The sequence below is a fragment of the Acerihabitans sp. genome (assembly GCF_036398755.1).
Classification (GTDB): domain Bacteria; phylum Pseudomonadota; class Gammaproteobacteria; order Enterobacterales; family Enterobacteriaceae; genus Acerihabitans.
Window position 1 is genome coordinate 1 of the sequence record NZ_DASWOM010000056.1, and the last position, 20,052, is coordinate 20,052.

General features: G+C 61.6%; 19 protein-coding genes. 9 read left to right on the forward strand and 10 right to left on the reverse strand.

The window, feature by feature from the left end:
- Positions 1–111: 111 nt before the first annotated feature.
- Positions 112–594 (forward strand): NanQ anomerase/TabA/YiaL family protein, encoded by a 483-nt coding sequence (locus VGC33_RS09300; RefSeq protein ID WP_331120465.1) that lies wholly within the window; start codon positions 112–114, stop codon positions 592–594.
- A gap of 34 nt (positions 595–628) precedes the next feature.
- Here the strand turns inward: VGC33_RS09300 and VGC33_RS09305 are convergent, their stop codons facing one another.
- Positions 629–1,705 (reverse strand): dipeptidase, encoded by a 1,077-nt coding sequence (locus VGC33_RS09305; protein ID WP_331120466.1) that lies wholly within the window; start codon positions 1,703–1,705, stop codon positions 629–631.
- Between the two features lie 210 nt (positions 1,706–1,915).
- Between VGC33_RS09305 and VGC33_RS09310 the strand changes: the two genes are divergently transcribed.
- From VGC33_RS09310 to VGC33_RS09335, 6 genes are read left to right on the forward strand one after another with little or no spacing between them, the layout of a single operon-like run.
- Positions 1,916–3,511, forward strand: a complete 1,596-nt coding sequence (locus VGC33_RS09310) for an ABC transporter substrate-binding protein (RefSeq protein WP_331120467.1) — start codon at positions 1,916–1,918, stop codon at positions 3,509–3,511.
- Positions 3,511–4,521: an ABC transporter permease gene (locus tag VGC33_RS09315; protein ID WP_331120468.1), complete on the forward strand. Its 1,011-nt coding sequence runs from the start codon at positions 3,511–3,513 to the stop codon at positions 4,519–4,521. The genes VGC33_RS09310 and VGC33_RS09315 overlap by 1 nt, the downstream gene beginning before the upstream one ends.
- The gene (locus tag VGC33_RS09320; protein WP_331120469.1) at positions 4,518–5,420 is read left to right on the forward strand and encodes an ABC transporter permease; all 903 of its coding nucleotides are present in this window, start codon (positions 4,518–4,520) and stop codon (positions 5,418–5,420) included. Before VGC33_RS09315 ends, VGC33_RS09320 begins: the two co-directional genes overlap by 4 nt.
- The gene (locus VGC33_RS09325; RefSeq protein WP_331120470.1) at positions 5,421–6,248 is read left to right on the forward strand and encodes an ABC transporter ATP-binding protein; all 828 of its coding nucleotides are present in this window, start codon (positions 5,421–5,423) and stop codon (positions 6,246–6,248) included. It begins immediately after the preceding gene.
- Complete coding sequence (locus VGC33_RS09330; RefSeq protein WP_331120471.1) at positions 6,248–6,988, forward strand: ABC transporter ATP-binding protein; 741 nt, start codon at positions 6,248–6,250, stop codon at positions 6,986–6,988. Before VGC33_RS09325 ends, VGC33_RS09330 begins: the two co-directional genes overlap by 1 nt.
- Complete coding sequence (locus tag VGC33_RS09335; RefSeq protein WP_331120472.1) at positions 6,985–8,511, forward strand: serine hydrolase domain-containing protein; 1,527 nt, start codon at positions 6,985–6,987, stop codon at positions 8,509–8,511. The genes VGC33_RS09330 and VGC33_RS09335 overlap by 4 nt, the downstream gene beginning before the upstream one ends.
- A 49-nt stretch (positions 8,512–8,560) precedes the next feature.
- On the opposite strand, the gene VGC33_RS09340 is transcribed toward VGC33_RS09335, so the two are convergent.
- The 9 genes from VGC33_RS09340 to VGC33_RS09380 form a co-directional block, all read right to left on the reverse strand.
- Positions 8,561–9,505 (reverse strand): LysR family transcriptional regulator, encoded by a 945-nt coding sequence (locus VGC33_RS09340; RefSeq protein WP_331120473.1) that lies wholly within the window; start codon positions 9,503–9,505, stop codon positions 8,561–8,563.
- A gap of 123 nt (positions 9,506–9,628) precedes the next feature.
- Positions 9,629–10,450 (reverse strand): M55 family metallopeptidase, encoded by an 822-nt coding sequence (locus tag VGC33_RS09345; protein WP_331120474.1) that lies wholly within the window; start codon positions 10,448–10,450, stop codon positions 9,629–9,631.
- Positions 10,451–10,460: 10 nt separating this feature from the next.
- A complete protein-coding gene (locus tag VGC33_RS09350; protein ID WP_331120475.1) occupies positions 10,461–11,519 on the reverse strand; it encodes a DmpA family aminopeptidase in 1,059 nt (352 codons plus the stop codon).
- 9 nt (positions 11,520–11,528) lie between these two features.
- Positions 11,529–12,425: an ABC transporter permease subunit gene (locus tag VGC33_RS09355; protein ID WP_331120476.1), complete on the reverse strand. Its 897-nt coding sequence runs from the start codon at positions 12,423–12,425 to the stop codon at positions 11,529–11,531.
- An 8-nt stretch (positions 12,426–12,433) separates the two neighbouring features.
- Positions 12,434–13,354 (reverse strand): ABC transporter permease, encoded by a 921-nt coding sequence (locus tag VGC33_RS09360; RefSeq protein ID WP_331120477.1) that lies wholly within the window; start codon positions 13,352–13,354, stop codon positions 12,434–12,436.
- A 15-nt stretch (positions 13,355–13,369) separates the two neighbouring features.
- On the reverse strand, positions 13,370–14,911 hold the full coding sequence (locus VGC33_RS09365; protein WP_331120478.1) for a glutathione ABC transporter substrate-binding protein: 1,542 nt from the start codon (positions 14,909–14,911) through the stop codon (positions 13,370–13,372).
- Between the two features lie 73 nt (positions 14,912–14,984).
- The gene (locus VGC33_RS09370; RefSeq protein WP_331120479.1) at positions 14,985–16,853 is read right to left on the reverse strand and encodes an ABC transporter ATP-binding protein; all 1,869 of its coding nucleotides are present in this window, start codon (positions 16,851–16,853) and stop codon (positions 14,985–14,987) included.
- Positions 16,854–16,987: 134 nt separating this feature from the next.
- Positions 16,988–17,995 (reverse strand): N-acetyltransferase DgcN, encoded by a 1,008-nt coding sequence (gene dgcN / locus VGC33_RS09375; protein ID WP_331120480.1) that lies wholly within the window; start codon positions 17,993–17,995, stop codon positions 16,988–16,990.
- 181 nt (positions 17,996–18,176) lie between these two features.
- Positions 18,177–18,500, reverse strand: a complete 324-nt coding sequence (locus tag VGC33_RS09380) for a hypothetical protein (protein ID WP_331120481.1) — start codon at positions 18,498–18,500, stop codon at positions 18,177–18,179.
- A gap of 152 nt (positions 18,501–18,652) precedes the next feature.
- On the opposite strand from VGC33_RS09380, the gene VGC33_RS09385 reads away from it, so the two are divergent.
- Positions 18,653–19,783 (forward strand): efflux RND transporter periplasmic adaptor subunit, encoded by a 1,131-nt coding sequence (locus VGC33_RS09385; RefSeq protein WP_331120482.1) that lies wholly within the window; start codon positions 18,653–18,655, stop codon positions 19,781–19,783.
- A 2-nt stretch (positions 19,784–19,785) separates the two neighbouring features.
- Positions 19,786–20,052: efflux RND transporter permease subunit (locus VGC33_RS09390; protein ID WP_331120483.1), on the forward strand; the 267-nt coding region annotated here is incomplete at its 3' end.

The window sequence follows — 20,052 nt, forward strand, 5'->3', positions numbered from 1 at the left end:
GGGTATTCACGGCGAATTGCATATTGCCTTCACCTATCACCGCCAGGCGATTAAATATGCCTGCGTTGACGAGGAATGGGTAACCCGGTCCGGCTTAGAGAGGTAAACATTATGATAACGGGCAACCTTAATACCCTGCCGCTGGCGACGCTGCCGCCGGCGCTGTCGGCCATCCTGGAGCGGCCCGAACTGGCGTTCGGTGCGCTGTGCGCCATGCCTGACGGCCTCTATCAGCCGGCGGGCGCGGCCTGGTTTGTGAATATCGGCACGTCGATGACCGAGCCACCGGAGCTGCGCCATACCGAATTCCACCGGGATTACCTGGATATCCAGGTGGTGCTGGCCGGCGAGGAAATCATCGGTTTCGACCTGGCCGACGCGCGCACGGCGGCGGCGGAAGAGCGCAAACCCGACCTGTATATTATCGCCAACCCGCGGTTGGCTAATCAGATCCGCCTGCGGCCGGGGGATTTTGTTACCTTCTACCCCGGTGAAGCCCATCAGGCGCTGTGCGCGGCGGGACAGCCGGCGGCGGTCAGAAAAGCGGTATTCAAAGTGCCGCGGCGATTACTGGACGATAGCGGCCGGGCGTAACGCCGGCGCACATCCCCCATCCGGCGTTTCGGGGTTACCCGCCCCAAGTAGCTTCCAATACCCTAAGCCAATTGCCATGACAGATTTTTTGCAATAGCGGCCGGTCATAGCCGTGACGGCGTAGGGCCGCCACCAGCACCGGCAGGCCGGCCACATCCTTGAGATCGCCGGGGATAGTGGTGCCGTCAAAATCCGAGCCGAAACCCACGCCGTCTTCCCCCAGCGCGTTCACCAGGTAATCCACATGCCGCACGATTTCATCCACCGTGGCGTCCGGCGCCTTTTTACCGTCCTGGCGCAGGAACATGGTACCGAAGTTGACCCCGACAAAACCGTTGCGCTCACGGATCGCCGCCAACTGGGCGTCGGTCAGGTTGCGCGACTGCGCGCACAGCGCATGGGCATTGGAATGGCTGGCGACCAGCGGCGCGTCTGAAATGCCGGCCGTTTGCCAGAATCCCTTTTCATCCATGTGCGAGAGATCGACCATGATGCGTTTGGCGTTGCAGGCGCGCACCAGCCGCAGGCCCGCGTCGGTGAGCCCTGGGCCGGTATCGGGTGAGGAAGGAAAACGAAACGGCACGCCGTGGCCGAAGATATTCGGCCGGCTCCACAGCGGTCCCAGGGTGCGCAAACCCGCCTGGTAGAGCACATCGAGCAGATGCAGATCGGGATCCAACGCTTCCGCCCCTTCGATATGCATCACCACCGCCAGCACGTCCCGCGCCATAGCGTCGCGGATTTCCGCCGCGCTGCGGCAGATTTTCATTCGCCCGCCCGAGGCCGCTTCGATGCGCAGCAACAGGGATAACATGGCAAAGGTCATTTCCCGCGCCGACTCCCTGTCAGGCGCTACGGGAATATTAGTGAAATCAAGCAGGTCTGGCGCGTTTTTTGCTCCATTAGATACCGAGGGCACCCAGGTGGCGAATAAGCCGCCCGCCAAGCCGCCCCGGCGGATGCGCGGTAAATCCATCTGCCCGGGCGCGGGGCCGCTCAGGAAGCTTGCCACCGCATTTTCGGGCTGCGAACGCCACAAACGGCACAGCACGTCGTTATGGCCGTCAAAGATTGGCATGATGTCCGGCATCTGCGGCGCGATTACAGGCATAAATTTTTATTCCGGTGGATTTTCAGGCGATTCGGCCGCCCCCCGCCCCATGATGACGCGGGCGCGCACCAGAGTGGTGCGGTGGGCGGGACAATCAGGCACTGATGTAAAGTGATAGCACAGTAGAGCCCCGCGCAGGAAGGAATGTCAAGGGGGAAATCGTAAAACAAATGTATAATAACATTATTTATCAATACATTAGGAGATGGCATGCTTACCAGAAGACATTTTATCGCCGGCGCCGGCGCGCTACCCTTCCTGTCCTATCTCAGCCTGGAGTCGGTGTTTGCCGCCACCCCCGCCTCTATCCTGGTGATGGCGATGCAGTTGGACAATATGACCAGCCTCGATCCCCATGAAAGCTTCGAGGGCACCGGCAACGAAATCTGCGGCAACCTGTATCAGCGCCTGGTGGCCCCCAACCCGGCCAAGGCCGATGAAATCATCGGCGAACTGGCAACCAGTTGGGACGTCGGCAACGACAGCAAAACCTTTACTTTCCATCTGGATCCGGCCGCCAAGTTTGCCGACGGCAGCCCGGTGACCGCCGAGGATGCCGCATTTTCCCTGCAGCGCGTGGTGATGCTGGATAAAAGCCCGGCGTTTATCATTAACCAATTTGGTTTTACCAAGGACAATGTCGGTGAACATATCAAGGCGGCCGATGCCCACACCCTGGTGATCAATACCGACCAGCCGGCGGCGGAAACCTTCCTGCTGTACTGCCTGTCGGCGCGGGTCGGCAGCATTGTGCAAAAATCCCTGGCCCTGGCCAACCAGCAGGGCAACGATTTGGGCAACGGCTGGATAAAACAGCACAGCGCCGGCTCCGGCCCTTTTACCCTGCGAGCCTGGAAAGCCAGCGAAAGCGTGATACTCGAGAGCAACCCCAACTCCCCGCTGGCCGGTAATATCAAACGCGTCATCCTGCGCCATATCATCGACCCCTCCTCCCAGTTGCTGATGCTGCAAAAGGGCGACGTGGACATTGCGCGCAACCTGACCACCGAGCAGTTGCGGCCTCTGTCGCAGGACGGCAATTTTCATCTGGTGCGCCAGCCGGTATCGCGCATCATGCATTTATCCTGTAATACCGCCCATGAGCACCTGGCCAAACCCCAGGTCTGGCAGGCGATCAAATGGGCGCTGGATTATGACGGCATCCAGAAAAACATCGTCCCGCTGACCCATGAAGTGCATCAAAGCTTCCTGCCCAAGGGCTTTCCGGCGGCGCTGAACGATAATCCGTTTCACCAGGATGTCGCCAAGGCCAAGGCGTTGATGGCCGACGCCGGCCTGGCCGGCGGTTTTGACATCACCCTCGATCATTACTCGCCGCAGCCGGGCCCGGATATCGCCCAGGCGATACAAACCCAGCTCGGCGCCATCGGCATCAGGGTGGAGCTTATCGCGGCGGAAAACCGCCAGGTGCTGACCAAGATGCGCGCCCGGCAGCAGCAACTGGCCCTGACGGTGTGGGGCGCGGATTATTTCGATCCTAATTCCAATACCGAAGCCTTCTGCGTCAATACCGACAACAGCGACGGCGCGCGCAACCGAACCCTGGCCTGGCGCTGCGCGTGGTCCAATCCGCGCTTTAACGCGCTGACCGTGCAGGCGCTGCACGAAACCGACGGCCAGAAACGTATCGCGCTTTATGAGCAGTTGCAGACCGAACACCGCGAAAACAGCCCGTTTACCGAGCTGCTGCAGGAGTCGATCACCGCCGCCTGCCGTAAAAATATCAGCGGGGTGCAGATAAGCGTGTTGCTCGACAGCCCGTACGAGAAGGTGCAAAAAACCTGATGCCGGCGTTAAAACGTATGCTGAACACCCTCGGCAGCCTGCTGCTCACGCTGTTCGGGCTGGCGCTGCTGACCTTTTTTATCGGCCGCGTGATGCCCACCGACCCGGTGTTGGCGGCGGTGGGGGATAACGCTCCGCAGGCGGTAGTGGAAAGGGTGCGGCAGGAAATGGGGCTGGACCGGCCGATCTGGTATCAGTTCGGCCATTATATTAACCAGTTGCTGCATGGCGATTTTGGCCGTTCGGTGCTGACGTCCAACCCGGTGCTGACCGACATCGCGCGCTTTTTCCCGGCGACGCTGGAGCTGGCGACCGCGGCGGTGATGGTCGCGGCGCTGCTCGGCATCCCGCTCGGCGTTTGGGCGGCGGTGCGACAGGGAAAATGGATCGATCAGGTGATCCGCGTGATCTGCCTGGCCGGTCATTCGCTGCCGGTGTTTGTGCTGGCGCTGCTGAGCCTGCTTATCTTTTACGCGGTGCTGGGTATTGCGCCCGGTCCGGGGCGGCAGGATATTATCTTCCAGGATATGGTGCCGCAGGTGACCGGGCTGCTGACCGTCGATTCCCTGCTGGCCGGCGATTACGACGCCTTTCGCGACGCGCTGGCGCATATGGTGCAGCCGGTATTGATCATGGCCTACTTCAGCATGGCCTACATTACCCGCATGACCCGTACCTTTATGCTGAACGCGCTCAGCGGTGAGTTCGTGATTACCGCGCGCGCCAAGGGCCTGTCGTCGGCCAGGGTTATCTGGCGCCACGCCTTTCCCACCGTGGCGGTGCAATTGATTACCGTGCTGGCGCTGACCTATGCCGGCCTGCTGGAAGGCGCGGTGATTACCGAAAACGTCTTCGCCTGGCCCGGCCTGGGGCAGTATCTCACCACCTCGTTGATGAACGCCGATATGAACCCGGTGATCGGCGCCACGCTTATCGTCGGTTGCGTCTATGTGGTGCTCAACCTGCTGGCTGATATTCTTTACCGACTTTGGGATCCCCGCGTAAAATGACGCTTTCCGCCGCACGAGCCTGGCTGCTCGACGAAACCCCCGCCACCCGCCGCCAAGCGGTGTGGAGCCGCCGCTACCGCATGTGGCTGGGATTGCGCGCCAATCCGATGGCGCTGACCGGGCTGCTGATCATTATGGTGGTCATGACGCTCTCCCTGGCCGCCCCGTGGCTGACGCCCTATGACGCCGGTTTTCAGGATTTGGCCAATCGCCTGGCGCGCCCCTCGGCCGACCACTGGCTGGGCACCGACGAGCTGGGACGCGATATCTATACCCGTATCCTGTTCGGCGGGCGCACCACGCTCGGCATGGTCTGCGCGGTGGTGGCGTTGATCGCCCCGCTCGGCCTGTTTATCGGCTGTATTGCCGGCTACGCCGGCGGCTGGCTGGATAAGGCGCTGATGCGGGTGACCGATATTTTCCTGGCGTTCCCGCGTCTGATCCTGGCGCTGGCGTTTGTCGCCGCGCTGAAACCCGGCATAGAAAGCGCGGTGCTGGCGATCGCGCTGACCGCCTGGCCGCCCTATGCACGGCTGGCGCGGGCGGAAACGATGCAGTTCCGTCACAGCGACTTTATCGCCGCCTGTCGCCTGACCGGCGCGACGCCGCTGCGCATTATTCTGCGCCATGTCATGCCGTTATGTATTCCCAGTCTTATCGTGCGCATCACCCTGGATATGAGCGCGATTATCATTACCGCCGCCAGCCTGGGATTTTTGGGCATGGGCGCGCAGCCGCCGTCGCCGGAATGGGGCACCATGATCGCCACCGCCCGGCGTTTCCTGTTCAGTGAATGGTGGGTACCGCTGATGCCGTGCGTGGCCATTTTCATCACCTCGCTGGCGTTTAATTTTCTCGGCGACGGTCTGCGCGACGTCCTCGACCCCAAGGAGCGCTAAATGCTGGTTGAAATAGAAAATTTACGCATCGCTTTTGCCCAGCGCGGCGACGCGGTCGAGGCGGTGCGCGGCGTCTCCTTTGCCATGGACAAGGAAAAGTTCGCCATTGTCGGTGAAAGCGGGTCGGGCAAATCGCTCACCGCGCGCAGCCTGATGCAGCTATTGCCCGGCAACGCGCGCTGCCAGGCCGATAAGCTGATGTTCGACGGCATCGACCTGCGCGGCGCCGACGAGAAAACCATGCGCAAAGTGCGCGGCAGGCGGGTAGGCTTTATTCTGCAGGATCCCAAGTATTCACTCAATCCGGTGATGACTATCGGCCAGCAGGTGGCCGAATCCTGGCGCGCCCATAAGGGCGGCGGCAGGCGGCAGGCCATGACGGCGGCCATCCGGCTGCTGGAGCAGGTGCAGATCCGCGACCCGGAGCGGGTGGCGAAACGTTATCCGCATGAGGTGTCGGGCGGCATGGGCCAGAGGGCGATGATTGCCATGATGCTGGCGCCCGACCCGGAACTGCTGATTGCCGACGAGCCGACCAGCGCGCTGGACGCGACGGTTCAGGCCGAAATCCTGCGGCTGATTGATACGCTGGTCTCGGATCGCGGCATGGGGCTTATCCTTATTAGCCATGATTTGCCGCTGGTGTCGCATTTTTGCCATCGGGTGGCGGTCATGTACGCCGGACGTATCGTCGAAACCCTGGCGGCCGGCGATTTGACGCGGGCGGTACATCCCTATACGCGCGGCCTGCTGGAATGCCTGCCGTCCCTGCGCCATCCCCGCGCGCGCCTGCCGGTAATGACGCGCGACGCCGCCTGGAACCAATAATGATTGTTTTGGATACGTTACGCATTGCCTTCGGGGATACAGAGGTGGTGAAAGGGGTTTCCTTTACCGTGGCCGACGGCGCCAGCTTTGGCATTGTCGGTGAAAGCGGATCGGGCAAATCCACCATATTGCGCGCGCTGGCCGGGCTGAACCCGCACTGGTCCGGCGGCATGAGTTTTGGCGGCGAGGCGCTGACGCCCCGGCGGGATCGCCGTTTCTTCCGCCAGGTGCAGATGGTGTTCCAGGATCCGTACGGCTCGCTGCATCCGCGCCAGACTGTTGATCGCATCCTGCACGAACCGCTGCTGGTGCACGCCTTCGACCGGGCCGAACAGCGCATCGCCCAGGCGCTGGCGGAGGTCGGCCTGCCGCCCGCGGTACGCTTTCGTTTCCCCCATCAGCTGTCCGGCGGCCAGCGCCAGCGGGTGGCTATCGCCCGCGCGCTGATTGCCGAGCCGGACGTGCTGCTGCTCGATGAGCCGACCTCGGCGCTGGATGTGTCGGTACAGGCGGAAATCCTTAACCTGCTGACCGATCTGCGCGCGCGCCGCCATCTGACTTTTATCATGGTCAGCCATAATCTGGCGGTGGTTACCCACCTGTGCCAGCAGATCGGCGTCATGCAAAACGGCGAGATGGTGGAACAGCTCAGCGCCGATGATTTGCGCGCCGGTCGTATCCGGCATCCGCATACCGCCGAACTCTTTACGTTAAGCATGAACCTGGAGGAGCCGCTATGAGCGGGCAAACAGCGCAGCCGGATTGGCACCGCGCCGGCGAGGCGGCGGCGGCCATCGCGGCGCAATGGGCGCGGCCGGGCGAACCGGGCGGCGCCATCGTACTGTTCGACAGCGAACGCATCCAATCGGTGGCCTGCGGCGGCCTGGCGGATCTGGCGCGCGCGGAGCCGTTCGGCCTCGACAGCGTGACGCACTTCGCCTCGGTGAGCAAACATCTGTTCGCCGCGCTGGTCACCGGCGATTCGGCAACGATGCCGTCCCTGGACGATGCGCTGGCACGCCATCTGCCTCATCTGCTTGGCGCGCAGCGGCGGGTGACGGTCGGCCAGGCCCTGGACATGACCTCGGGTTTGCCCGATGTGCGCGAGACGCTGTCGCTGCTGGGCATATCGGCCTTCCAGCCGGTCGGCGCGGCGCGGGCGCTGGAGTTTCTCGCCGGGCTCTCTACGCTCAACTACCCGGCCGGCAGCGAAATATCCTACACCAATAGCGGCTACCGCCTGGTGGAGGAAGCCCTGAAAATCCAGGGCATCGGCTTTAACGATCTCTTGCAGCGCCATATTAACCCGCCGCTGGATATTGCCCTGCGGGCGCCGGAAACCTGGTTTGATATCGTGCCCGGGCTGGCGCCCGGCTACTGGCGCGGCGCACAGGGCTGGCAACTGGCCGGCGCCGGGCTGCATCTCTCCGCCGCCGGCAGCGTCATGGGCAGCGCGCGCCATCTCACCGTCTGGCTACAGTCACTACTGGCTGATAGCGGCCCGGGCCGTGGCGTGCTGGACCGGCTGTGCGCCCCGCGTTTCCTGGCGGACGGCAGACAGACCGACTATGGCCTCGGCATCGCCCACAGCCGGGTCGGCGACCGGGATTGGGTGGGCCACGGCGGCTCCCATCTCGGCTACCGAAGCTATTTTTTGCTCGACCGCGCGGGCAAAACCGGCATGGCGATGCTGGCCAACCGCGACGACGCCGCCAGTTACCCCACCGCGCTGGCGGTGATGTCGGCGTTGTATGGGCAGCCCCTGCCCGCGCCGGGCCACGATCTGCGCCCCGGCCTGTACGCGGCGTTGACCGGCGGCGATTGGCTGGAAGTAAAAAGTGACGGCGTCACATGGATGAACGCGGACCAAACGCTGTATCCGAGCGGGGAACCGGGCGTGGCCCGTTCGCTGACCGCCCACCTGCCGATGCGCCTGTTTCAGGACGGCGCGGCGATCCGCGGCGAGATTGGGCACGTCCCGCGCGTATTGTACCCGGTTGCGTCCGACGACTGCCTGCAACGGGCGCAGGGCACCTGGCGTCATGGACCCTATCGCAGCGAGCTGGTGATTACGGGCGATCGGCTGGAGATGGGCATCGGACCGACGGCGGTCCAGGCGGCGCTGACGCCGCTGGGCGGCGGACGCCTGCTGGCAAGCGCCGGGGACGGCGCATGGAGCAAGAAATTTGTCCTGGTGTTTAGCGATATTGGTGTGCATGTGCAGGATCATCGCAGCCGGATATTGACGTTTCAACGACAATAGGGCCGGAATATCGGGCAGTCGCAGGTCAGCCCGTGGAACGCGGGCCTTCTCAGCGACGCGTTCCGCAGGCATCCGCCGTTGCCGTCGCCGGGATCTTGAACCGCGCTTCGCTCTCGCGGGCGATTTGCCCCAGCTTATGCCTGATCACCTGCTTGAGCCGCGCCACCGCCCTGGACTGGGCGTGGTCGCGGCGGCTTATCAGCATGACTTCAAACGGCAGCGGCTCGGCGATGGGCAAAATCTTCAGCTGATCGGCGTAGCGGCGGGCGGTGAACAAATCGACCACCCCCACGCCGCCGCCCGCCAGCACCATATCGGCAATCACCGAATAGGTCTTGATATACAGCGATCCCTCGGGCTTGAGCGCCTGCCGGCGCAGGGCCCGGTGCAGCACCTGCCCCAGGGGATCCTGGCTTTGCATCATCAGCAGGTTGTTTTCATACAGCCAGGTGAGGGAGACCGGGCCTTCGACCCGGCTGTCCCTGGGCAGCAGCGCCACCATGGACGATTGGAACAGCGGCTCGGCCAGCAGTTCGCCGGGCACCTGCTGGGCGAAGACCAGGGCAAAATCGAGCCTGTTTTCCAGGATATCCCGGCACAGCGTGCTGAAATGCTCCGTGACCAGCTCGACGTTGACCAGCGCCGACTGCTGGTGAAACACCACCATCGCCGGCGCCACCACCATCTGGCCGAACGCATGCGCCGCGCCAAGGCGCACCAACTGCCCTTCCCCTTTGCGCATCTGCTCGGTCAGGGCGCCAATTGATTGCAGTTGGCTATACAGCGCCTGCACCTCGGGCAGCAGGCGACATCCCTCGGCGGTGGTCACCATGCCCTGGGCGCGCCGCTCGAACAGGGCAAACCCCAATTGCTGTTCGGCATGGCCCAGCACCCGGCTGACATTGGGCTGCGACACGTTAAGCAGCCGGGCGGCGCCGCTGATAGTGCCGGCCTGCACTATCGCCTGAAAAACCTCGATATGACGTAAACGCATCAGGCCTATGCTCCATGTGGCGGAATCTCCGTTAACATGTGCAATTTTCAAGCCAGTTTGTGCAATTTTCACGCCAGTTTGTTGCGGATGGGGCATAAAGCGCCGGCGCAGGCCCGCCTATCCTCAATTCTGCGTGGTCGCCAAATAGGAAAACGCGCTCAGTAAACCAATGATATCGGCCACGGTCTGGCTGGAGTAACCGACCGTCACCGCATCCTGGCGCTCAACGCCCGGGATCAGGCAGAACAGATCGGCCAGCACCGGCCGCGCCGTCATCAGTTCCAGCCGGTACGGCGGCTGGATACGCGACGTACACTGGTTTCCCGCCCGGCCGACCGCCTGCGCCGCCTGTTCACGAATGGCGCTGCACGCGGCCGCGGGACTTAAGGATTCCGCCGCATTCTGGGAAATGGCCCGTTTCACGCACACATAGTCCGCGCCGGGATAATAACGCCCTACCCAGCCCTGCAACCGATCGTCGCCGCTGACCAGCCACAGCGGGCTGTGGTATTCGGCGCCGGCGGCGGCGTAGATATCGCACTCGCCCATGACTTCGCCGTTGATTTTTACCCGATAAAAGGCCCGGCCGTTAATGGTGTGCGCCAGCACGCCGAACTCGCCGGCGGCGCTGTGATAACCGATAAACAGCATGCCATCGAAACGCTGTTGCTCCAGCCCTTCGACCATCGACAGCCCACGCGGTTTTCCCTGCACCAGCCGCGCCCGGCCGTCGATATTGCCGGCCCGCAGGTTGGTCATCGCCGCGTGGCTGTCCGCCACCACCACCTCGGTGGCCCCGCCGGCGAACGCCCCGTCGATGGCCGCGTTCACCTCCTGCTCCATCAGGCCCCGCGCCAGTTGATACTCCGCCGTGCCCGGGCTGCACTGCTCCGGACGCATGACCCCGGCGATGCCTTCGATATCCGCTGAAATAAATACCTTCATTATCCTATCCTCAATCGGGTAAAGCCTGCGCCAGCCGATCCAGTACCTGGCTAAGTGACGGGCGAAAATGCCCGCGAAAACCGCTTACCGCGTCGGCGCTGAGCAGCGCGTCCAGCACCGCGTGCTCGGTGGCGTCCGCCACCGCGGCCAGCAGCGGCTCGAGCGCCGCGTCCGGCGGGGGTTCAGGCCGGTGCCGGGTGGAAAAGGCCACGGCGATATCGCCTGACCCATGGCCCCAATAGCTGCCCAGGCGTCCCAGGCCGGCCCCGGCCCGTTTGGCGATGCGCCCCAACTGCCGGGCATCGAGCGGCGCGTCGGTGGCCATGATGATAATGATGGAGCCGGCGTCGTCCTGCGGCGCCAGTTCCGGCAGCAGGGGTTCAACGGCCTCGCCGATCCGCACCCCATCCAGGGTCAGGGCGGCCAGCGCGCCAAAATTCGCCAGCACCAGCAGCCCCAGGGTGGCGTTCAGCGCCGGGATGGGGCGTGACGCGGTGCCGATGCCCCCTTTCAGGCCAAAACAGCTCATCCCGCGTCCCGCGCCGACGCTGCCGCGGGCAAACGCCGGACCGGCGCCCGCCAACGCCTCGAGCGCCACCTTCTCGGTCACCGCCAGCGCCTGGATATCATTGAGCCAACCGTCGTTACACTCCAGCACCAGCGGATTGACGGTGGGCAAGGCGCGGCCCAGCTCCGGATTACGGCCGATGGCGTCGCGCGCCAGCGCGGTAAACAGCGTCCCGACCGCCAGCGTATTGCCGAGCAGAATGGGGGTTTGCAGCTCGCCCAGTTCGGCTATCTGCACCAATCCGGCCGGCTTGGCGAAACCATTGAGCACCGCCGCGCCGCAGGGCAGCGGCCGGGCAAATAAATTGTCGCCCGGCGGAACAATCGCCGTCACGCCGGTTTGGACGGCGCCCCGTGCCAGCGTGCTGTGGCCCACGCGCACCCCGGGCACATCACTGAGGCTATTGCCCGGGCCGCAGGCGAAGCGCGGCGTCGCCAGCCGCCGTTCGGTCCGCCAGCGGCGCAGCAGCAGATGCATCTGGGCCTGTTGCCAGGAGTCCATGGTCGTTCCTCAGGTTTTCAGTTTCGGGTCCAGGGTATCGCGCAGCGCGTCGCCCAGCAGGTTAAACGCCAGCACCGTGACAAAAATCGCCAGCCCCGGGAATACGCTGACGTGCCATAAGCCGGCCATCATCATATTACGGCTCATCGCCAGGATATTCCCCCACTCCGGCACGTCCGGCTCCGGCCCCAAGCCGATAAAGCTCAGGCCGGCGGCGGTCAATATACTGGTGCCGATGCGCATGGTGAAATAGACAATCACGTTCGACAGCGTCCCCGGCAGGATATGGCGCAGCAGCACGATGCGGTCCGGCGCGCCGGCGCAGCGCACCGCCTCCACATAGGCGGTCTGTTTTAACGCCAGCGTGGAGGCGCGGACGATGCGGGCGAACACCGGCACGCTGAACACCGCAACGGCGATAATGACGTTATTCAATCCCGGGCCCAGGATTGCCACCACCGCTATGGCCAGCAGCATGCCGGGAAAGGCGAACAATACATCGGATCCCCGCATGATCAGCATATCCACCCAGCGACCGTAATAACCCGCCAGCAGCCCCAGCGCCACGCCCGCCATCATGCCCAGGGTGACCGACAATACGCCGATATACAGCGAGATGCGCGCGCCGTAGATAATCCGGCTCATGACATCGCGGCCAAGATCGTCGGTCCCCATCCAGTGGGCGGCGGAAGGCGGCGCGGACAGCGCCATCCAGTCCGGCGTCATCGGATCCCAGGGCGCCAGCCAGGGCGCGAAAACCGCCACCATGACCAGCAGCAGGATAATGCCGCCGGACACCAGCGCGACCGGATTGGCCAGGAACGTCTGGATAAAATCATGCCAGGGCGATCGGATGGCGCCGTTGGCCGCGCTTGAGGCGGCTGCCGGGTCGGAAGAGAGGTTCATGCGAGCTCCTAGCGTAAGCGAATCGCCGGATTGACCACGGCGTACAGCAGGTCCACCAACAGGTTAATCAGGATAAATTCAAATACAAACAACATCACCAGCGCCTGGATCACCGGCTGGTCCTGGGTCTTGATTGACTCAATCAGCAGCCAGCCGAGCCCCGGCCAGCTGAAAACGCTTTCGACGATAATCGACCCGCCGAGCAAAAAGCCAAACTGTAGCCCCAGCATGGTAATCACCGGGATCAGGGCGTTGCGCATCACGTGTTTCCAGGTGACCAGCCGGTTGCGCAGTCCCTTTGACCGGGCGGTGCGCACGTAATCCTCCTGGGCGACCTCCAGGAACGCGGAGCGGGTAAAGCGCGCCATCACCGCCGCCACCGAGGCGCCCAGGGTCAGCGCCGGCAGGATAATGTCGGCGGGCTTGTTGAACCCGCTGACGGAAAAAATCCCGAACGGCATGGCGACAAACTGGATCAACAGCAAACCCAGCCAGAACGTGGGCATGGAAATACCCCCGACCGCCATGCTCATCAGCGCCCAGTCCTGCCATTTGCCCCGCTTAAGCGCCGAAACCACGCCTATCAGCAATCCCAGCAGCACCGACCAGATAAAACCGGCCAGCGCCAGCCATAGCGTGGGCATAAAGGCGGCGGAAATCACCCGGCTTACCGGCTGCTGGGTGCGATAGGTGGTGCCCAGATCCCCTTTGAACGCGCCCGCCAGCCAGCGCAGGTATTGCTGGGGCAGCGGATCGTTGAGGCCCAGATGGGCACGGGCCACCGCCACCGCCTCCTGGGACGCGTCATCGCCGGCATAGATGCGCGCCGGATCGCCCGGCAGCAGCTTGATAAAACCAAAAACCAACAAGGAGATCGCCAATAGCACCGGAATCATTTCCAGCATACGTCGGGCAAAATAGGTCAGCATGGCGCCTCCACCGGCTTACTTGAATTCCGCCTGGTCAAAGACCAGCGAACCATCGGCCAGCATATAGACACCGGACAGATTTTTCTTTTTGCCCACAAGATTGTCCGGCGAACCGAGAAACGCGATCGGCGCATCCTGCCAGACCAGCCTCTGCGCTTCGGCGTAAGCGGTAGCGCGCCCGGCCGGATCGGCGGTTTTCAGGCCGGCCATGATGGCGGCATCCACGGCGGGGTTGCTGTAGTAAGAAACGTTATAGGCGGTCGGCACCCAGGACTCGGTGGCAAACAGCGGACGCAACGCCCAGTCGGCATCACCGGTGGAAGGCGACCAGCCGCCGTAATAGAGATCGAATTCGGCTTTTTTCGGATCGGTGACGCCCCATAACTTATCATTACGGGTGCCCGAGTCCATCGGCACCACCTTTACCAGGATCCCCACCGCGCCGAGCTGTTGTTTCAGGAACTGCGCGCTGCGCACCGCACTGGTCTTATTGGCGACCCACAGCTGCAGCGTCTGGCTCTGGTCATAGCCGGCCTCTTTCAGCAACGCCCTGGCTTTTTCGGGATTATAGGCATAATCCGGCACGGTCTGCTTCTGGTGGAACTGCACGTTCGGCGACATAGCGGAGTCCGCCGGGGTGCCCATGCCGGCAAAACCCACTTTCAGCCAGATATCGCGGTTGATGGCGTAATTGATCGCCTGGCGCACGCGGATATCCTGCAACGACTTATGCTGGGTATTGAGCGCCAGGTAATAAAGATAAATACCGGCGTCGCGCTGGATATCCAGCTTGGCGTCGCTTTTTACCGTCTCCACCAGATCGGACGGCAGCGGGTAGACCGCGTCCACCTCGCCGGCCTTGAGCTTAGCCACCTGGGTGGAGTCTTCCGGCGTGGGATAAAAGGTAATGCCGTCTACTTTCGGCCAGCCCGGACGCCAATAATGGTCATATTTCACTAGCTTGACATCTTTACCCTGCTGCCATTCGGCGAAGGTGAACGGCCCGGTGCCCACCGGATGCAGCCGCAACTGGGCCTCTTGCGGATACGCTTTAAGGGATTGCGGGCTGTGCATCACCGCCGAAGGATGGGCCAGCGTATTGATAAAGGCGCCGAACGGTTCGTTAAGCTCAAACTTAACCCGATCGGGCGCCAGCACGGTGACGGTTTTGATCACTTTGAACAGGCTGTTGCGCTTTAACCCCTGGGTTTGGTCCGCCAGCCGCCCGAGGTTGGCCTTTACCGCCTGCGCATCAAACGGCGTGCCGTCCTGGAAGGTCACGCCCTGGCGCAACGTCACCTCGAACTCGGTGGCGGTCGCGTTGCTGGTATAGGCGGTCGCCAGCTGCGGCACGATTTTCATCTGACTGTCAAACTGGAACAGCCGCTCAAAAATACCGCTCTGGATCGAGTAGCTCAGCGTATCGGTCGTGTCGTGCGGGTCCAGTCCGGTAATGTCGGCGTACATCGAAACATGCAGCTCCTGCGCCCCGGCGCCCAGGGCCAGCCCCATTGACAGCCCGAGGGCGAGGATCGATCGACAAAATAAAGGCTTCATGACATCTCTCCAGAAAGGTTGATTATAAAAACAGGCGCGATAACCCGTTGCATCGTTATTTATACCGCCGGGTTTATCCCGGCTGATCCGCATCTTCGGCCACCCAATGATGCGGGCCGGCCTGGCGATAGCGCGTTTTCGGCACCTTGACGCCGTTTTTTTTCAATGACGACGGCATTTCACTGTCATCCAGCCGGCGCTCGCCGCGCAGGGCGGGATCGGCTATCGGCACCGAGGACAACAAACGGCGGGTATACGGGTGCTGGGGGGAATTAAATACCGCCTGGCGCGGCCCAATCTCAACGATCCGCCCGAGGTACATCACGGCGACCCGATTGGCGATACGCTCGACCACCGCCATATCGTGCGAGATAAAAATCCACGCCACGCCGGTGTTGCGCTGCAGTTCCATCATCAGGTTGATCACCTGCGCCTGGATCGACACATCAAGCGCGGACACCGCCTCGTCGGCGATAATCACCCTGGGCTTCAGCGCCATGGCGCGGGCAATGGCGATACGTTGCCGTTGACCGCCGGAAAACTCATGGGGATAACGCGCGGCGTGTTCGGGCAGCAGTCCCACGCTTAACAACAGATCCCGCACCCGCGGAGTGGCCTCCCGCAGCGACCCGGCCAGGCCGTGCAGCAGCATCGGCTCGGCGATGGTGAACCCCACCGTAAGACGGGGGTTTAACGAGGCGTAGGGATCCTGGAAAACCATCTGCATCTCGCGGCGCAGATGCTGGAACGCACGTCTCGACAACAGGGTGATTTCCTCGCCCTGGAAATGGATGCTCTCCGACTCGCTGTCGGTCAGGCGTAGCAAGGCCCGACCGGTGGTGGATTTGCCGCAGCCGCTCTCCCCGACAATGGCCAGGGTTTCGCCCGGCCACAGGCTGAAATCGATCTGTTCAAGCGCATGGATCCGGTGGGTGAGTGTGGAAAAGATGCCGCTGCGCACCGGAAAGTAGACGCGCAAGCCGCGCACATCCAGCAGCGGCGGACCGCCATAGCGCGCGGTTTTATGGTCGCCGCCCTCGACCGGCTGATTGACCAGGGGAAAGGGCCTGGGCCACGCGTGTTCGCGCATGTCCCCCAGTTTCGGCACCGCCGCCAGCAGGGCGCGGGTATAGGGGTGTTGCGGCGCCGAAAAAATATCGCCCACCGGGCCTTGCTCCACCACTTCGCCCCGGTACATCACCACCACCCGGTCGGCGATTTCCGCCACCACGCCCATATCGTGGGTGATAAACAGCACCGCCATATCGCTTTGCCGCTGCAGGTCGCGCAGGATCTGTAAAATCCGCGCCTGCACCGTGACGTCCAGGGCCGTGGTCGGCTCATCGGCAATCAGCAGTTGCGGATCGCAGGCCAGCGCCTGGGCAATCATCACCCGCTGGCGCATGCCGCCGGACAGTGAGCTCGGGTAGCTGTCCATCACCCGATCCACATCGGCGATACGCACCTTGTGCAGCAATTCCCGCGCCTTCAGCCTGGCCGCCGCCGCATCGCACAGTCCGTGGTCCAGCAGCGCCTCGGTCAGTTGATCCGCCACCTTCAGCACCGGATTGAGCGACGACATCGGCTCCTGGAAAATCATCGCCATTTCGCGGCCGCGCAGCTTACGCCTGGCCTCGGCCTTTATACCGGCCAGGGCATGTCGGCGCCCGGCGCGATCGGTAAACACGATATCGCCGCGTTCAATGAACGCCGACGCCGGCAACAGCCCCATCACCGCCAGCGAGGTGACCGATTTACCCGAGCCACTCTCGCCGACGATCGCCACCACCTCGCCCTTGTTTACCGTAAAGGACACGCCGTTGAGCGCCTGCCGGCGGCCCGAGCGCCCGCCAAAACTCACGCTAAGATCCTTTACGGTCAGTACCGGACGCGTTTCAATTGCAGTCGCCATCAGCGAGTCAGTGCATGTGTTTTCCGTCATCGTCGCTCCGCGTTGCCCGATTACAGCCAGATGCGGCCGCGTCTATAGTCCAGATAGGGGGAACTGTCGGCCGCCGGAAAGGGTAAACGGACGAGCCAATGGTAACCCTACCGTGTCAATGCGCAGGGTGCGCATTAGCCGCGCTCATTGAGCAAGGTCGCTATGGCTTCAATGCCGAAGCGCACCGGATCGGTTGCCGGCACGCCGAACTGTGTGGCGACCTGCCGGCAGTATTCCCGAGCCTTCTCTTCGCTGACGTTACTGGTGTTAATGGCAAAGCCGGCCAGTTGCACATCCGCGCTCGTAACACGGGAAGCCTGTAGATTGGCCTGGACACAATCTTCCAGACTTACCAGCGGATGGTGCGGTAAATGGCGGGTATGTTGGCGGCCCAGCTCATGGCACATCACCAGCCAGTGTGGCTGCGCGCCATGCAGCAATCCCAGGCTGACGCCGGCATAGGAGGGATGATAGAGCGATCCCTGCCCTTCGATAATATCCCAATGATCCGGCTCGTTGGCTGGTGAAAGCGCTTCAGCCGCACCGGCGATAAAATCGGCGATCACGGCATCTATCGCGATACCCTCGCCGGCGACCAGAATCCCGGTCTGGCCGGTAGCTCGGAAATCCGTCTTCATGCCCCGTTTACGCATGGCGGCCTCGAGCGCCAGGGAAGTATACATTTTGCCCACGGAGCAGTCGGTTCCCACCGTCAGAACCCGTTTGCCGCTGCGCCACTTGCCGTTGCCCACCGGCAGCGCCGGACGCATATGGCGAATATCAAACAGTTCAACCTGGAACTCAGTGGCCAGGGCAGCCAGTTCAGGAATGTCCGTCAGACGCTGGTGCAGGCCGCTGGCCACATTCATTCCGGCCCTGATCGCACTGCGCACCCGGTCCAGCCAATGCTCCGGCAGAAATCCGCCCGCGTTAGCGGTACCCAGTACCAGCGTTTTGGCACCGCGGGCCACAGCGATGTCAATATCCAGGTCTTCCAGGCCGAGGGAAACCGTACAGTTGGGCAGGCGGTTTTGGCCCACGCACTGTTCAGGGCGCCAAACGTGAATGCCGCGTGCCGTTTTCGCCGCCAGCGGGTCGGTGACATCGCCAAGAAATAACAGATAAGGTTGTGGGATCGCCATGATGGTTCTCGTATTAGCGTGCAGGTTGCAGATGAACAATAAAGAGAAATATTTCATCAAATCGGCCGTGGGGGTAATGCTTGTTTGGCGCTAGGCTATAACCTGAGGTTATAGCCTAGCGTTGCGTCAGGTCTTGGGCGGTACAGCTATTGTTAATGAGTAGAACGTTACCTAGCTCGCCCTAAACCGCCCATTGCCGTTGAGGCTCAAGGCCGGCAACGGCGGTGAATTTGCCGGTAAATGCCCGAAAATCGGCCGGTTCAAAGCAAAATGACGGATTAAACGAACCGGTCATTTTCAATAACGTGTGGTGATAATTCAAGGTCGGGTCAATAATGACGGATTTATAATCCTTGGCGGCGAGAATTGGTACTTGAAATAAAAAAATGCAATTACGAACATAATCCTTAAATAAGCTGGTGATAATATTAATCGCGAAAATGTTAAAAAAAATCAAGCAATACATTATGATAGTTCCCATTATCCAGGAAGTTAGCGCGTTCATAGGGATGTCCTGGATAATTATTATTGCGAAGATGCCGGTTTAATACAGTCTGGTTTCATTACGCTTATTTTACATTTCGCAAGAATCGCGCGGGGCCGGGAAATGTTATTATTGAGAACGTTTATTCTTAACAACATTTCTTATGGAACCACATGAAGCCTTTTATATACCTCTTTTTGGTATTCACTCTTATTTTCCTGAACGCCTGTGATAATAACACCCAAAAACAAGCCGCTGAGCCCCCGGCAGAAGTCGGGGTCATCGTATTGAAAGCCTCTCCCGTTTCGCTTACCAGCGATTTAACCGGACGCACCACCGCCACCCTGAGCGCCGATGTCCGTCCCCAGGTGGGCGGAATTATCCAAAACCGGTTGTTCACGGAGGGGCAGGACGTTAAAGAGGGCCAGGTACTTTATCTCATCAATCCATCAAGTTACCAGGCAACCTACGACGAAGCGGCCGCGGCCTTGAAAAATGCACAAGCCATTGTCTCCTCCGCGAAATTAAAAGCGCAGCGCTATGCCATCCTGGCAAAAGAACAGGGTGTGTCCAAAGAAGAGTATGAGGATGCGCGCGCGACCTACGAACAGAACATTGCTTCGGTCGCCGAGAAAAAAGCCGCGCTCGAATCCGCCAAAATTAATTTGGCCTGGACCCGCGTTACCGCCCCGATCGGTGGGCGTATCGGGATTTCATCCGTCACGCCCGGCGCCCTGGTGACCTCGGAGCAGACCACCGCGCTGGCGACGATCCGTGCGCTGGATATGATGTATGTGGATATGACGCAATCCAGCAGCCAATTGCTCGCCTTGCGCAAACAGGCATTACAGCGAAATAAAGACAGCATTGATAATGTCACCCTGACGCTTGAGGATGGCAGCACTTATGAACATAAGGGCACGCTACAATTAGCCGAAGTCGCGGTGGATGAAGCCACCGGCTCGGTGACGCTGCGCGCGGTTTTTCCCAATCCGGAACATATCCTGTTACCGGGCATGTTTGTCAGGGCCAACGTCGTTAACGGCACGCTTAACGACGCCATTCTGGCACCCCAGCAGGGCATCACCCGCGACGCGGCGGGCAATGGCACCGCGTTTATCGTCAATAAAGACAATAAGGTTGAGCAGCGTTCGGTGACCACCTCGCGCGCGATTGGCGATCGCTGGCTGGTGACCGAGGGCCTGGTGCCCGGCGATAAATTGATTACCGAAGGCAGCAGTAAAGTCAAAGCGGGTGAGAGCGTAACAGCGGAAGTCATCCGCAATAAAACTGAGGGAGCATAATGATGTTTTCTCGTTTTTTTGTCAGGCGGCCGGTATTCGCCTGGGTTATCGCTATCCTTATCGTGCTGGCCGGCGTCATGGCCTTGCGCGAGATGGCCGTTGGGCAATATCCGGATGTCGCCCCGCCCACCGTTAAAATCAGCGCCACCTATACCGGCGCGTCGGCGGAAACGCTGGAAAACAGCGTGACCCAGGTGATTGAACAGGAATTGACCGGCCTGGACGGTTTGCTCTATTTCAGTTCAACCAGCAGCTCCGACGGAACGGTT